The organism is Bacteroides sp. OM05-10AA (genome assembly GCF_003439055.1).
Lineage (GTDB): Bacteria > Bacteroidota > Bacteroidia > Bacteroidales > Bacteroidaceae > Bacteroides > Bacteroides intestinigallinarum.
Genome location: NZ_QSUR01000004.1, coordinates 153,082 through 169,214 on the forward strand (window position 1 = coordinate 153,082; position 16,133 = coordinate 169,214).

Here is a 16,133-nt window from a genome sequence, read left to right on the forward strand (position 1 = left end):
CTACTTGACCCGTTCGGAACCGGGTGTGTAAACCTTTTGAGTGATGCCCTTAGTGCCCACTCCAATACGTGCATAAAGCATATCGTACTTCTTCAAATCCGCACTCTCAAGGTTTACGCTAATCGTATGTGTTCCCACACTCAATCCTTCAGCATCGATCTTCTGACAAAAAGTGACATCATCTATAAAGCGTGTCTTTCCCAAATAAAGCGAAATGCTTTCAATCAGCTTTGCCGGATCTCCCTCAATCAGCGAGAAAGCACCGCGAACAACGTCAAATGTCACTTCCAACTGCCCCCCATCTACTGCGAAATTCGCATTGCGAACCACATAATAAGGAGTAACGGGAAAATCAATCTGCATATCACCATGTACATCAAAATTCAATTCTGTTCCGGTATCCGGCCAGGGACCGTACCCCTTCTTAGCAACCAACTTATAAGTACCATCGTAAACCAACACTGTGAAGTTTCCCTCTTGATCTACATAAACAGGAATATTACCTGTCCCCTCAAAGCCAGGCTGATAAAGTTCCAGTACATTATAATCCTGCCCCGTTCCGGTTTGTCTCAACCCGACTGCTTCGTCTTCATAAACAATACGTCCTGTCAGGCAACTTTTGGGAGCTTCATAATTATCCTTGTTGCATCCCGCAAGCACGAGCGCACAAAGCATTAAGAATATTCCAGTCAATCTTTTCATATCTTTCTATACTTATATTATTCCACAAAATCAGGTTATTGGAAAGGATTTTTGACCAGTAGAGGATTATTAGTAATCCATGAGTTGTCAATACCGTTATAGTAACACATCCGTTGGAAAAGCAGCGGATAAGGCTTCATGTAACAGTCTTTCTTCTCGAACACCCACTTGCCGTCAATGCTCGTTCCCGGAGCATACACCTTATATGGGAAGAGCGAAGTAAGTTTTGCCTTCGAAGTGCCATCCCAAATGGTATGCCCAATGCGCCAACGTTTCACGTCCCACCAACGATGGTTTTCAAAAGCAAATTCCACCCGGTTTTCACGCTGGATATCCTCAATAGCCACCTTGTCCAGCTCACTGATGCCTGCACGCCGACGGACTTCATTGATATATTCCACCGCTTCTTTAGTATACCCCAGTTCCATGGCAGCTTCAGACGCTATCAACAACACCTCCGCATAGCGAAAACGGATAAACCATACATCACTGCCGCGAGTGCCCTGATCGAGGCTTTCGGAAACATATTTGCGAATGTTGAACCCGGTCTTGTTCATATACAATTCATTGTTTTGGACAGGCCCGTTGATGCTCGTAATGACACCGCCATACTGCGCGCTGATTTGTCCCGGCGTTCCTTCCACCGTCCGGAAAGTGCCCGACGATTTATCCATGATGCCTGCCTGATAGTCCATATGTGTAGAACGAAAGTAGGAGCCCGGATAGATCACAGTCCCCCATAAGCGCGCATCCTTATCCTTAAAGAGATCTTCGGGCTGATCGTAATAGAAATAATCTCCACCGTTGCGCACCTTCAGAGAGCCGTCTCGATTGTTTTTATACTCAAAAGCCTCTACAAGATTCAACACGGGAAGAACCATGTTACCGCCCGACTTAATGGAAGTGGCATAGTTGCTCAACGTCCAGGAGTGAGTCTTGCCCGGATAAATGTAATCCAACGCCCAAATCACTTCCGGGTTATTATCTTTCTTGACAAACAAATTGTAAAAGTTCAGTCCTTTATCCGTATCTTGGTTATAAAGGCTGTATTTATTGCCCTTGATAATCTCCGTAGCCGCTTCGTAAGCGATACGGTAAAACTTCGAAGCCTGTTCGAAAGGGACACCGACCTCCAGGCCGGAAGTTTTAATAATACAGTTGTTCACCTCGTTGTAACGGGCTATGGAAGCGGCATAAACAGCCGTACGAGCCTTCAATGCGAGCGCAGCCCACTTCGTGGCGCGAGCCGCGTGAAGATTGGTGGTCGGATCGTCCACATCGGTTAGAAAATAATTGGCAATCGCATTACACTCGGAGATGATATAGTCATAAGTCGCCTCTTCCGTACTGCGGGCAATATACATGGCCGGAATCTCCGACTCTCCCTCATACTCATATACTTTGTCGCCAATCACCGGTATTCCGCCCAGACGCTCGCACATGTTAAAATAGAGCCAGGCACGCAGGAAGCGGGCTTCTCCCTCAAGGTTCCGCCGCATATCCACTGTGAGTTGCCTGTTGGATTCGGCTGCTTCCGAACGCAATCCTTCCAGAAAAAGATTTATCTCGCGCATCAGGCCATAATCGTACATGCGCCAGTGGTTCTGGAAGAACATCTGTGTATTGTCCGGTATTCCCCAACCGTAGCAAGCCTCATCGAGCAACGTGTATTGATACATTTCCGAAAAACTCTGTCCCCACTCTACCCTGCCATAAAAATTAGCCAAAGTGGACTCTATCAGTGCATTATCCGAAAAGATCTGATGCTGCGTAAAGACATTGTTGGCTTCCTCGTCAAGAAAGTCATTACAACCGACGCTCGTGGCAGCAGCCAGCAGCAGAAGACCACCCATATAGATAGTTCGTATTATTTTCATAATCATCCTCCGTTAAAAAGTTAAGTTAAGACCAAAACTGAATACTTTCGTTGTCGGATATTGCTGACCGCTCTGTGTCGCAATCTCCGGATCTATTCCAATATCTCCCACATTATCAATAGAAAAGAGATTCTGTATGGAAGTGAATACGCGAAGGTTCTCAATGTTGACCTTCCGCACCAGTCTCTTGGGTAACGTATAGCCCAGTTCAAAATTACGCATCTTCAGATAGCGGACATTTCTCAACCAAAATGTACTAAGACGATCGGAAGCATAATTACTGTGATTACCATTTCCGGCAAGCACCATCGGATATTTACCCGGAAGATACGTACTGTTAGGATCGTTAATATCTGAAAGATGCCACATGTCATCGAGCATGAAAGCCGGACTGTTGCCACCGTCATGCAAGGGATTCTTCATCTCCATATCCATATAGAAAGAAGCCAGTGCCGCACCAGTAAATAACACGGCAAGATCGAACCCTTTCCATGACATCGCAATGTTGAAGTTAAAACTCAAGCAAGGTACATCTCCCTGGCGATACCCCATCGGACGCTTATCCATATTGTTAATCACCCCATCGTTGTTGGTATCTTTATAAATCAAGTCTCCGGGACGCAAGGTAGTGTTACCCTTGCCGTCGATATCCACCGGATAACTGGCGATTTGTTCCCAGTCCTGAAACTGCCCAGTACATTCCAGTCCCCACCACTGGCTGGAGTAACGTTTCTCATACCAATTCTGATATTTTTCCCAAGAATGACTGAACTTCCACGGTGAGCGTTCCCATTCATACTTGCGGGCGAGGGTAAAATTACCTTCTACCGAATAATTGAAGTCTCTGACTTTATCCGTCCATTTCACACTGCCATCCAAACCGCGGATCTTTTGCGACTCCTTGTTTACCTTCGGGAGAGAAAGACCGGCTTCTGTCGGCAGATTGATGCCCTGACCGGCAGGAATCCCCTCCAGCGTACGGCTGAAATAGTTCAATTCCCCCGTCAGCCGATTGTCGAAAAAGCCATACTCAAAACCAACATTAAACATCTTCACCTTCTGCCAGGAAAGTTGCGTAACAGGTAAGCCGCGATATTGCGAACCGATTACCCACTTACCATCCAACACTGCGCCGCCGGAATTATAATTATATCCTTCCAGATAATCGTAAGGGGAATACCCGGAAGTATTTTCATCGCCCACTACTCCGTAGGACACTTTTAACTTCAGGTTTGAAAGATACCGCTTCATGTCCTCCGTCCACCATGATTCTTCCGTGATGCGCCATCCGGCAGATACGGACGGAAAGAATCCCCAACGTTTGGTAGCGGGAAATTTCCATGAACCGTCATAACGGCCTAGAAATTCCAGCAGATAGCGCTCATCATAATCATAAGTGAAACGGCCGATAAATCCGGCACGGGCTTTCGGAGCATAAAGCATATCGTTGACAGCCTGCAAAGTAGATGTAGTGATCTGTGTTGTCAGGTCTGTCTGTGGCTGGGAAGTGAGTTCAATGCCCGGCGATGCATCTCCTGAAGGATTATTAGGCGTCTGGAAACGAGAAGCCTCACCACCAACCGTTGCCGACACATTGTGACGACCAAACTGTTTCTGAAAGTCTAATGTAAATTGCCCCGTATAATCTTCCGTATTACGCACATACTTATAGAGCGAAGGCTCTTTCTGTCCGTCCGTTACATAATATTCACCGGTCACCGCATCATACTCATACAAATCGAAAGTCTTCACTTGCTTAGAACGTCCCCAATACTGCAAGGCATAACCTCCAATAAGCTTCAAAGACAAATAGTCCGTAAACTTATATGTAGCATCGATATTGAATTGCACCGCACGCTCCTTACGCAAATCTTCTCCGTTTTTCCCTAACGTCGTAACAGCAAAATTCGTATAGATATAACTCGACGTTTTGGCGGGATAAAGCGGATTATCATTCACGTAAGGCCGCATAGTCGGCAGATTGCGGTAAGCACCGAAAAGCATCCAGCCTATTTCATCCCCGCCTCCTAGTCCGGGAGCTTTCAGATTTTGCAACCGTCCGCTGACCGAAGCATTGAAAGAAAACTTTTCGGAAAGTTTGGCATTTATGTTAATCTGAAGATTGGTACGGTTGAAACCGCCGAAATCGCGAATGGCATAATCCTGGGTAGTATTACTCAAAGCGATATAATATCCCACTTTATCCGAACCACCGGTGATATTGGCTCCAATATAAGACTGTGCGCCCGGATCGGTGGCAAAATCGAACCAGTTGAACCCTTCGTAACCACGCTCGGTCCCCGCCTGCCATTTCTGGTATTCTTCACGAGTATAAGTAGAAGTGTAATTTGGATTGCTGGCCTTTTGAACCACATCCGACTGATATTGTGCCCTGACATACGAAGCTGCCGAAGCCGGTTCGGGAAACCGGAAAAAGTCCTGCCAACCATAGAGTGCTTTGATATTGACGGTGTGACGGGAATTAAAATTGCCCGATTTGGTTTTCACCACCACTACACCATTAGCGGCACGCAGACCATAAATGGCTGCCGACGCATCTTTCAGAATTGAAATAGATTCAATATCATTAGCATCAATATTATTAAACTGGGACTCATCCCGCTGCACCCCGTCGATAATATATAGCGGAGTATCCATACCACGAATACTGATTTTGGTCGTCGCTCCCGGACGCCCATCGGTCATACGGCTGTTGATACCTGCAATCGTACCCGCCAAGGCAGAAGAAGTGTTAATCGTAGAATTCACCTTCAAGGCATCACCGGATATATTGGTGATAGCCCCCGTGATAGAAGCTTTCTTCTGTACACCGTAACCTACGATTATGATATCTTCAAGCACTTCAGAATCTTCCTGCATATTGATCGAATAGTCTCTGCGATCCCCTTTCACGGTGATTTTCATCGTCCTGAAGCCCATATACGAAACAGACAGCACATCACCGTTTTTCACCTTAAGACTGAATTTTCCGTTCGCATCGGTCACCATTCCGGTAGTAGTGCCTTCCACCATGATATTTACGCCGATAAGAGGTTCCCCGTGAGGATCGGTAACGCGTCCCGTGATGGTATGCCCTCCGGAAGAAGAGGAGGCAGCAGGAGTGATTTCCGGCGTATTGTTCTCTTTCGGCTGGCGCAAAGACAAAATGATTTGTTTATTGCGGAACGTATATTCCACTCCGGAACCGGCAAACAGCTTATCCAACACTTTCCGGACAGGCTGCCGGGTGACGCGAAGAATAACTTTGCGACTAACATCTATCAACGTCTTGTTATAAAGGAAATGATAATGACTCTGCTTCTCCATATCCTTCAATACCTCCTGAAGAGGAATATTTTTCACATCCATTGTGATCGTTACGTTTTCCTGCGCACGGACAAATGTGCCTGCACACAGCAGCAACGCCCAAAACAGCCACACGAAGCGAAATGCGACACCGGAAAACGCCGGTGCGGAACGCCTGCTACTTCGGAAGCCTTTTATTTGTTGTGTATTCATCATTTATTTTCTATTAAAGTTTCAACTAACATAAGGGTTACTTTCCACGGAGCAATTGCCGTATAAATTTTGCCTCACGCGCATCATAAGGTGTACCGTCAGGATGAAGCACATCGTGAAACCAGGGTTGAGGTTCTTCTGCTCCCCCTTCCCAATGCCAGGGCCATTTCGTATTCATCTTGCCGTCCACCAGTCCCCAACTGATAGCACCGACACGCTCCGCCTTGAATAGTGTCAGCACGGTATCAAAATAGCAGTGAAACGTACGTGCCATATATTCCGTACAGATGATGGGACGTCCGACAGGTTTATACCGTTCGGCGAGCATCGTCAATACTTCGTGTTGTTCGCTGTAAGTATGGAAAGAAACAATATCCGAAACAGCAAAAATAAAGTGATTGAGATTGACCAGGTCGGTATTCCATACGCCGATAGTCAATGGCTGGGAAGGCTTCATACTGCGTACCCAACACACCACTTTTGTCATCAGGTCGAAAGAGGTGGTTCCTTTATGGTTGCGCCAACCGGGTTCGTTCCATAAATCCCATGCCAGCACCCGTTTGTCACGCCCGAATTTTTTCATCAACTGTTTCACGTAACGCTCCATAAGCGGATATGATTCCAAATCCTCCGATCCGTCGGGCAAAAGGTCCGGATCACCACAGAAGAAACGGTTATGACATCCGGGAATCGGTTCGGATTGGGGACCGAGTTTATTGTCTATCCCACCTGCGCCAGAGAATATCACTAGCATCGTTTTCATTCCGTGTCTGTCGGCTATTTCCAAAAACTGGTCTACCCGCTGCATATATCCTTCCGGATCTGCTTTCCAAACCGTACTTTGAAGAAAGACACGCAACGTGTTGAAACCCAACTGTTCCGCCCAGCCCAATTCTTCATCAATAATCTCCGGTGAAAAAGTCTTTTGCTGCCACATCTCAATCTGATTGACTGCATTTCGGGGGATATAATTACAACCTGCAAGGAAAGGCAACCGGTCATACCAGCGTTCGGCTTTACGTGCCGACCATCCTTTCATATCAGTTGATACCACAGCTTCTTCCAAAGTCATATCACGATATTTTTCTGTCTGAATCTGTCCCGAAATCGACGATACGGTCAAGGTGAACATAAGGCAAAGTGAGATGACCGGTTTGGCAACACGGGATATAGTAAGTCTAACATTCATAATATCATTTGTTTAATTCGGTAATACCTGTTATTTCACGCAAAAATTCTTTCTCTTCCGGATATTTCGGCGAACCGTCCGGAAGAAGAATATCGTGGAACCATGGGTCGGGCTCTACATCTCCCTTATCCCATCCCCAAGGATAAACGGTATTCGTTTTACCCCATACCAGTCCCCAGTTAATCGCGCCTATTTTATATTGTTTCATGAAAGGCATTGTATTCTGGAATGTACTCTGCCAGTCATTACCACGTGCCAGGTATTCCGAACAAATCACAGGGCGTCCGTATGCAAGAATCTCTAATGCAATATGCTTCATACCGATAATAGTACCTCCATAGGTATTTTTCGCATCGTTCCATCCGGAATAATTATGGTAAGAATTAATGTCCGACATTGTAAGAGCTATTTCATCGAAAACCGCATGTTCCATATCCGGTGAATGGATACCTACCGTAATGGGCTGTTCTGGATTCATCTCCCGAATCCACTGAATACTTTTGGGAAGCAATTCCGTTGTAATATCTTCCCGGTTGGCAGCAGTTCCCGGCTCATTCCATGCTTCCCAGATACGAATACGCTCGTCGGTACGGAAATGGGCGACTACGTCCTGCACATACCGTTTCATCAGGTCATAACGTTTAGGCATTGCCTTGCCATCATCATTGGTCACCGTAGGATCACCCATAAATGCAAGGTTGTGTACACCTGGAATCGGGTCCAGTTGTTTGCCTAACGTGCAATGGCTCAAATAATCGCCCGCACCCGAAAAGAAACAGAACATAGTCTTGATGTCGTAGCTATCCGCTATAGTGAGAAAGTCTTCCATATTATTAATAAAAGAGTCCCGTTCTTTTTCCCATACAAAGCTGTGCAGGAAAACACGTACGGTATTAAACCCCAGTTCGGCCGCCCATCCCAGTTCCCGGTCTATCGTCTCCCGGTCATAAGTGGACGACTGCCACATCTCGATCTGATTGATAGCCGTGCTTGGAAAAAAGTTGCATCCTACAATCCACGGTTGGGCTGCATGCCAGTCACGCGCTTTAGTGAGCGACCACGGTTGAAGAGGCTCTTCGGCAAGGGGGACGAATATCTCGTCTCCTTCAATCTTTCCGCAAGATGACATCATCACCAGAAGCAGCAATACACATAGTGATAAAAATTGTCTTTTCATATGATTATTTTTCTTTTAGCGTTGCAGGAGAGAGAGCCCGGTCAGTAACGGATCTCCCTCACACACATTTGTTCATCCTGAAAACTAGTTATTACTCTTAAGTTTGATTTCGATTTTACGGATTACTTTACCTCCGTCTTCACCTATATAGAAAGTATTATCGTCGGCAAGTGCCAGACCTACCGGATTGTTGAACTGCACGTTTCGCAGGTCGGAAATTGGGGTCTCCGTGACATTGTTTGAACCGGAAGAACCTGTTCCGGCTAGGGTAGAGGTCGTTTTTGTTCCATCCAGATCTGTTACTTTACGCAATGCATGGTTATGCTGGTCAACAAAATAAAGTGTCTCGCCTGTGCTGTCGAAGTACATTTGACGCGGACCGTTCAATCGAGAAGTACCCGCTACACCATCTACAAATCCAATTTGATTTAAATCTTCGCTTCCGGCAACTACTTCTTTTTCACTGCCAAGAGTATGTGTGTCCGAATTATAAGGATACCGCACAATATAAGCATGAGGACGATCGGCACCTTCACCGGAAGGAACAGTCGCGTTATCACTACTCCGGGATACATAAAGCCATTTACCATCAGGTGAGAAAAGCAGGCGTGCACTATTATTTACCCATAACGGGGGAATGATGCCCGATAGATCAACTGGAGTGGCATCGACAGCATCCAGCAAATAAAAATAAGATTCCATACGGAATGCATCCCACGAATAACGAGTTAAGATAATACGTCCGTCGACTGGATTAACTGCCACATCACGAACATCTGTATAAGGAGATGCCGGCGTCTGATAACCTGTAGCTTCGCCAAATGTACCACCGCTACGGGTAGCCATATATAATATATCACACTGCCGGTCGTGGGCTTCTTTAATTGTATAGTACAATTGATCGCCCGAAACACATACTGCACAACTAGTGTTAAATCCCCACGGATTACCATCGGTCGGCGACTTATACGAAGAAACTTCACCATCATTCGTAATCAGGCGAATACCGTTCAATACTTCTCCTACATAAAGTGATTTAGCAGATGCATCATAAGCAAGACTATAAGGTGCAAGGAAGGTTGCAGTCAACCGGGGGCCATTAGCAATACCGTTCTCACCTGTACCGGCATAAACCGAAGAGGTACCTACATATTCTTTTGCAACAACCTGGAAGTCACTGAAAGTTTTATGGAATGTTTTTGCCGCATTTACCCCATATTTAATTTCAATTTTCAACTCATGACTGCCAATTTCCGAATCTTCCGGCACAGTGAAAGTGATGGCGGTAGTAGTCAATGTAGTTACAGTAAGTTTCGTTCCATCCAAAGTGACAGTCACATTATTTTTGTCCGTACCGAAATAATCTCCTTCGACAGTCACTTCACCACCGGCATAAGTTCCTGTAGAAGGCAGGTAACCGGAAACAACAGGAACGTTTCCGCGTACTTCAAAATCGACTTCAAAAGTATGTGATACCGTCTGTCTGATATTTTCCTTATCGGTATAAGCTATTTCTACAGAGAGAGGGTAAGTTCCGACTTCCAGCGTATTCGGAATCTTAAATTTAATCACCGAGTTGCCTACCTCTTTCACAGCAATAGACATTTCACCCAGCTTGACTGTTACATTCGAAGATTCCGTTCCAAAATTCTCACCCATAATCATCGCGTCCGTTTCGGAACCCGCTTCCGTGTATTCCGGAGAATAGGTAATGACTTCGGGAACTTTCCCTTTTTTGATGGTTTCAATCTCCTTTTCATCTTCATTACAGGCAGCAAACAAGATTACCACTACTGCCAGACACCATGTGAGCGCACATAGTAAATTAGATCTGTAATAAGGTTTCATATACATGTTTTTTAGTTATTATTAGAATAAGATTATTATTCGTTTCCCTGTACAATCTTACGTATATCGGCAAATTCTTCTTCAGAAACATAGATGTTGCCTTTCGAATCCAGGCAGATACCCGAAGGTTGATTAAAGACAGCTTCCAGAAGTTCTCCATTCTTGAAAGCATTTGTATTGGTCGGCTGTCCCGGACAAGGGGCCCCTGCCAATGTTGTCACATTCCCTTCACCGTCTATCCGGCGGATGCAATGGTTCCTCCTGTCTGTCACATACAGATTGCCCGCATTATCGCAACATCCCCATTGCGGAACATCAAAACGAGCTGCCGAACCTTTTCCATCCGCATAGCCCTGTCCATAGCCTTTTATACGATTACCATCTCCCGCATCCTCTCTTAGTTCTTTCTTGCCTGCAAATTCTTCAATTTCATTACTTATCGTTTTTGTCACAGGGTCATAATCATAATGCGAGATATAATGAAGTCCCTGATGTATGATAAATAATCTGCGGCCGTCTTTAGAAAAGACCGGGTGAGACTCACTGCTTGCCCATGTCTTGGTATAGCCGCTTAATTCTGTCGCTTTATGCGTCTCTATATCATATATATAAAGTTCTTCGAAAGGTCCCCAAAGGTTGCGCGTAAGTGCGATCGTTCCATCAACCGGATTGACGGCTAATCCGACAAAACCATCCATATCTTCAGTTGAATCACCATAATAATTGGCATAATTCTCTGATTTAAGCGCATAGCCCAAGAATTGTCCTCGTGAAGCAGGACGCGCTCCCAGCAGCCAAAGCCTGTCTCCATTCGGTGAGAAATCCATCGCTTTAAAATCAGACATCCAATCACCCGTACCGAACCCGCCGACATTGTCTGTTGAATGATAGAAATCAAGTAATCGTGATGTTTGTCCATCGGTCAACAAACGGATTCCTCTGTTCCATTCGGATAAATATATATTATCATCATTATCAACAAGTAATTGTCCAGGGGCATATAATTTTGAATCAAGTAATGCTCCGAAAGTATATTCATTCTTTAGTCCCGTGCGCCCGGCAAACGTTGAAACATTGGCAGATATGGTATAGGAAAACAGATTCTCGAATATTTTTTCAAAAAGCTGAAGCGTACCACTTTGTCCCCGGCGTAGTCCGACATGTACTTTCCCCGACCCACAATCTTCGGGAACTGTTACTTCTATCGTGTTATCATCTATGTGGGAAATGGCAGAGATTGTATTATTAATAAGTACAGTTATTCTGGACGGATCAGTGCCGAAGTAACTTCCCGTAATAGTAATCAAATCTCCTGCCTTACCTTTTTCGGGAGAGAAAGCCGTAAATACAGGTTCCTGTGTCGGTTCATCACCGGAATCTTTATTTTCATCATCACTGCAACCTACTGTAAACACTGCCAACAACAGTATTACCAATAAACTGTGCAGATAAATCCTGATCTGATAAAAAGATTTTATATTCATTTTTGAAGAGTTTAGTTTCTAAATAAATTAATTTATTTCATGTAAAGCAATATGCCGGGAATATCGAACAGTCGTTTAGCCATTGCCATGTGTCCCTCGGCTGTAGGATGTATTTTATCCTCCTGAAACAGCCAAGATGCCTGTTTATGCAAATTCCCATTGTCAGCGGTAGCGAGATCAAAACGACAACCGGATACGTTCATTTCCTCGCAGACGGAAGCTATTATTTCATTGGTAGCATAGCTGCCCCCATCACTGGTCACCGGAATCCGGTTGATAACCGGAATCGAACCGTTCGCACGTATCAACTCAATCAGCTTCACTACTTCCTCACGTGTATTCGGACGGTTAGTACCAATAGTCACCATTACAAATTTCGGACGGATAAAAGGTATCTCATTGGATACACGGTCTATCACTCCTTCAATGGTTGAACCGCTTTCACCAGAAAAGACCACTCTTCCATCAAGCCATGAAGCCATCATCTCGCCATAACGTGCTGCCTGCCGGACATGATCGCCTTCGGTAATGGAATTTCCGATGATATACATTAAAGGTTCCGGTGATACAGTAGCCACAATCTCCATGTCTTTAATAAAAGGAGATTTACCTGAAATACGTCGGAAGCCGAAAACATTATTTTGTCTCCCTCCCTTAAATTCTTCCTGTTGACCTGCTCCTAAAACAGGAGCAGTCTCTACAGAAGCGGTAGCTCCGGTCTGTTCATCGGTTATAGTGAACGTATTATTACGAAAAGATTTGACTGCTTCGAGCAGATAGGTATGACCGTTTTCGATGGCAAAAGAGGTAGATGCATCAATATCATTCACGCCTGCCCAGTATCTATGGATATTAATAGTTCCTTTCACAGCGTCTATCGTAAAAAGAGAGCCACCATTGCCATCACGCTCAAGCCAGTGTAATCCAAAGCGAGTATCGGAGAAAAGAGAAAGACGCACGCGCGTGGCACGTTGTTCAAAAGAGATTCGCCTGGATAGGTTCAAATAAAATCCGGCATCTTGCGTACCGTCTGCTGCCAAGCCGCGTTCTTCAAGGGTCCATTCCCCAAAATTGTCATTTTCATTGGAGAAATCTTTTAAAGACTCCCCACCAGAAAGAAAGTCATACTTTAGCAGAGAGATTTCCTGCTTGACAGGTTTTTCAGGCTCGTAGGGGTGAAAGTTGTATTCATCAGAACACGAAACATTCCCTAACATCATCACCATAAAGGATAGTGTAACAAGTTTCCTCATATATCAGATTTTTTTAGGTTTAAAATATCTACTCTTCGATCCATTTCCAAAATGCTATTGAGAACCATTTTAGGACATGAATCATAATAATGACAATCCTAAAAAGAAAAGACACATCAAAAAATGATTTTTAAAAGAAAAAATGTGCGCCAAACTACTAAAAGTAGGAAATGGAAGGCTTGCAAATACTATTTTTATACTTATCAAACCACTTGTAAATCAAGATACGACGAACTCATTACCAAATTAGTGAAAAAATAGTCGTATATAGAAAAAAAGAGGAACAACCATTTAAATATAAAAAAGGAGATGTGCTAAAATTAACACACCTCCTTCATATCAAATCCCTGGATAAAAAACTATTTGGTCACCTTGTAAGTTCCACTTCCATAGTTCTTTGACTTCACCTCTCCGGGAAGAGTTACGGTAGCGGTAACACCCTTAGGAATGGTGAATTCCCAAATCCAAGTGTCACCCTCGTATTTCCATGAGCTCTTAATGAGTCCGGCGGCAGAACGGTATTCGGCAGTTACATGTCCCAATCGCTTGTCTGGAATGGGTTTCATAATGATATGCTTGAAGCCAGGGGTGGCAGGATCGGCTGCGATGCCGGCAACAGTTTCCCAAATCCATTCACATACGCATCCGTAGGCATAATGATTAAAGCTGTTCATACCGCGTGGTCCCATTCCCTTATCTATCATATAGCTGTTCCACCTTTCCCAAATAGTGGTAGCTCCATTGTCCACAGAATACAGCCAACTTGGGTTCTTACGTTGGAAGAGTAGTTCATAGGCAATGTCTTCCATGCCATTCTCCGTGAGGGTGGCCATAAGGATAGATGTGCCCAGGAATCCGGTCTGCAAGCAAAGGTCGTGTTGTGCGAAGTTTTCGCGCAGGCGGTCTATCATCTTCGCTTTGGCTTCGCCTTCCACAAGCTGGTTTTTCAAGGCGAACAGAGCAGGAGTTTGCATGGTGTTGAGGATGGCGGTTTTGAAGGTGCCATCCTCGTTGAGGAAGTTCTCTTTGATGTATGCTTTTGCCAAGTCGCCCATTTGCTGGTATTTGGTGGAATTGCGACCGGTAGCCGTAGCCATGTCGCGCATCATGAAAGCATCTATCACCCAGTAGGAAGCACTTAGATAGTTCCAGTAGCTAATGGCATCAGGAAGCGGACCTTGGGGAGAGAAAGCCAGTCCGCTACAGCTTTCCAGCGGTTCGTAGCTCAACCAGTCAGCCCATTGGTAGTTGCCATTCTCGCTGCAGAGCGTCTCGTGGTTATACTTGGTGTCGTTGATGTGGTTCATAAACAGGTCCATGGCATTCCAGTTCTCCTCAATGATTTGCGTATCTCCGAATTGTTTCCACACCGTCCAAGGCACAATGATTCCGGCATCGGCCCATCCCAAACGCATTTTCTCATCACCGTATTGTGCTAAGGGAGCCACTCCGGGGAATCCGCCCAAACTGTTCTGGGTGTCGCGCATGTCACGCATCCACTTGTGAAAGAACTTCATGGTGTTAGCAAAGAACGTACCGGTTTCCGCAAACACTTGTGTATCTGCTGTCCAGCCCAGACGCTCGTCGCGCTGCGGACAGTCGGTGGGTATGGACAGGTAGTTGGATAGCTGTCCCCAATAAGTGTTGGAGATGAGCTTGTTCACAAGGTCGTTGCCTGTGGTGATAGTGCCGGTCTCCAATTCCTTTGTGATGGAAGTGACGGGAATGGATTTCAACGACTTGATGGCGACATTCCCGGTGGCAGTTATGGAAACGTAGCGGTAGCCGAAGAAGGTGCAGTGAGGATAGTAGGCCACATAGTTATCTCCGGCAGCAAAGGTGTAGTCCAAGCGGATACCAGTGTGGGGAATGCGCAGGTTTTCGCGGTGGCAGCTTCCTTCCGGACCGTCCATGCCACGAATCTTGGCACCGTTGCCGTCATTGAGCAACTCTGCGGGAAAGCAAGTCAGCACTGTTCCCTCGGCGGCTTTGAATACGAAAGAGGGTATGCCGGCACAGTTTTGCCCGAAATCCACCACTAATGTCTCTCCCGGACTTATGGTCATCTCCGTGCCCGATGCGAACTCACGGGCGATAATCACTTTACCGAACTCGTTTTCTTTCGCTCTTTCTATCTTCTTCCAAATGTATGCTCTGACAGGAGCGAGGGCGAGATCGGTGCGCAGATAGACCTCCGCTCCGTCCGAAGGCAGAATGTCACCAGAAAATTCGGTATTCTCTTCGGGTGTGGAGAGTTTGTCCACACATTCGTAGCCCATCGGTTCGCGTGCATCATACTCTTCTCCGTCAAAGATGCCGGCATGTTTCACCGGACCGGCAATTCCGGCTTTCCAGTTTTCGAGGTCGGTACCGTAGCACTTCTTAGTTCCGTCAGAAAAAGTCAGTTCCAATACACCGCGGAAGGCACACTTTTTGCCTATCATGCCGTCATATCCTCCGGGGGTTATGATTTTGTCAGCCCACCATCCCGGTGTCACCTGTACGGAGAGCATGTTGTCGGCGTTTGGCTTGGTACGGATGACGTCTGTGATATCATAGGTGAAAGAACGTTTGGTCTTGGCATAGTGTGTGAAGCCCGGTTTCAGGAATTCTCCGCCTACGGGTTTCCCATTCACATACAACTCGTAAACTCCCAGTCCGGCGGTCATCCACTTGGCAGAGATGACTTTCTGTTCATTTTTCACGGTGGACACGAACCAACTGGCACCATCGGCTGCGCGACCGTTGTTATGTCCTTTCACTATAGGAGCGTCTACTGCTGAAATCCATTTGGATTCGTTCCAGGCCGACGCTTCCAATGCGTGAGTACGTTTTCCGACTTCAGTTGCGTTTATCAGTCCGCTATTCGAGAAAAGCGCGAAAATCATTACCGGAACAAGATTCGCAAAACAATGGAAATTCATTTTCATACTTATATGTATTTTTTAGTATTAAAAGATTAACTTAGAAGTGCTGTTTTATGGGACTTGCACAACAAAATTACAGAATTATATGATATGACAGACGATTTCTACATTTTTTTTGACTCAACAATGGTTTCTGTTCAATCTGAAGCTTTTTACG

9 protein-coding genes are annotated in these 16,133 nt (G+C 45.5%); all 9 read right to left on the minus strand.

What is annotated here, in order from left to right:
* Window positions 1-702, minus strand: coding sequence for a DUF3823 domain-containing protein (locus DXB58_RS04580; protein WP_122136050.1), 702 nt, complete (start codon window positions 700-702; stop codon window positions 1-3).
* A gap of 35 nt (window positions 703-737) precedes the next feature.
* On the minus strand, window positions 738-2,579 hold the full coding sequence (locus tag DXB58_RS04585; protein ID WP_122136114.1) for a RagB/SusD family nutrient uptake outer membrane protein: 1,842 nt from the start codon (window positions 2,577-2,579) through the stop codon (window positions 738-740).
* 12 nt (window positions 2,580-2,591) lie between these two features.
* Window positions 2,592-6,101, minus strand: coding sequence for a TonB-dependent receptor (locus DXB58_RS04590; RefSeq protein WP_122136051.1), 3,510 nt, complete (start codon window positions 6,099-6,101; stop codon window positions 2,592-2,594).
* Between the two features lie 34 nt (window positions 6,102-6,135).
* The gene (locus tag DXB58_RS04595; RefSeq protein WP_122136052.1) at window positions 6,136-7,287 is read right to left on the minus strand and encodes a cellulase family glycosylhydrolase; all 1,152 of its coding nucleotides are present in this window, start codon (window positions 7,285-7,287) and stop codon (window positions 6,136-6,138) included.
* Window positions 7,288-7,291: 4 nt separating this feature from the next.
* Window positions 7,292-8,464, minus strand: coding sequence for a cellulase family glycosylhydrolase (locus DXB58_RS04600; protein WP_122136053.1), 1,173 nt, complete (start codon window positions 8,462-8,464; stop codon window positions 7,292-7,294).
* A gap of 84 nt (window positions 8,465-8,548) precedes the next feature.
* Complete coding sequence (locus DXB58_RS04605) at window positions 8,549-10,312, minus strand: IPT/TIG domain-containing protein (RefSeq protein ID WP_158571548.1); 1,764 nt, start codon at window positions 10,310-10,312, stop codon at window positions 8,549-8,551.
* 35 nt (window positions 10,313-10,347) lie between these two features.
* Window positions 10,348-11,796, minus strand: coding sequence for an IPT/TIG domain-containing protein (locus DXB58_RS04610; RefSeq protein ID WP_122136055.1), 1,449 nt, complete (start codon window positions 11,794-11,796; stop codon window positions 10,348-10,350).
* A 32-nt stretch (window positions 11,797-11,828) separates the two neighbouring features.
* Window positions 11,829-13,049 (minus strand): SGNH/GDSL hydrolase family protein, encoded by a 1,221-nt coding sequence (locus DXB58_RS04615; protein WP_122136056.1) that lies wholly within the window; start codon window positions 13,047-13,049, stop codon window positions 11,829-11,831.
* Window positions 13,050-13,408: 359 nt separating this feature from the next.
* Complete coding sequence (locus DXB58_RS04620; protein ID WP_122136057.1) at window positions 13,409-15,979, minus strand: family 78 glycoside hydrolase catalytic domain; 2,571 nt, start codon at window positions 15,977-15,979, stop codon at window positions 13,409-13,411.
* Window positions 15,980-16,133 lie beyond the last annotated feature (154 nt).

Coding starts and splice junctions, on each gene's coding strand:
- DXB58_RS04620 (WP_122136057.1), bottom strand. CDS start 15,979: ATGAAAATGAATTTCCATTGTTTTGCGAATCTTGTTCCGGTAATGATT.
- DXB58_RS04585 (WP_122136114.1), bottom strand. CDS start 2,579: ATGAAAATAATACGAACTATCTATATGGGTGGTCTTCTGCTGCTGGCT.
- DXB58_RS04580 (WP_122136050.1), bottom strand. CDS start 702: ATGAAAAGATTGACTGGAATATTCTTAATGCTTTGTGCGCTCGTGCTT.
- DXB58_RS04610 (WP_122136055.1), bottom strand. CDS start 11,796: ATGAATATAAAATCTTTTTATCAGATCAGGATTTATCTGCACAGTTTA.
- DXB58_RS04600 (WP_122136053.1), bottom strand. CDS start 8,464: ATGAAAAGACAATTTTTATCACTATGTGTATTGCTGCTTCTGGTGATG.
- DXB58_RS04615 (WP_122136056.1), bottom strand. CDS start 13,049: ATGAGGAAACTTGTTACACTATCCTTTATGGTGATGATGTTAGGGAAT.
- DXB58_RS04605 (WP_158571548.1), bottom strand. CDS start 10,312: ATGAAACCTTATTACAGATCTAATTTACTATGTGCGCTCACATGGTGT.
- DXB58_RS04590 (WP_122136051.1), bottom strand. CDS start 6,101: ATGATGAATACACAACAAATAAAAGGCTTCCGAAGTAGCAGGCGTTCC.
- DXB58_RS04595 (WP_122136052.1), bottom strand. CDS start 7,287: ATGAATGTTAGACTTACTATATCCCGTGTTGCCAAACCGGTCATCTCA.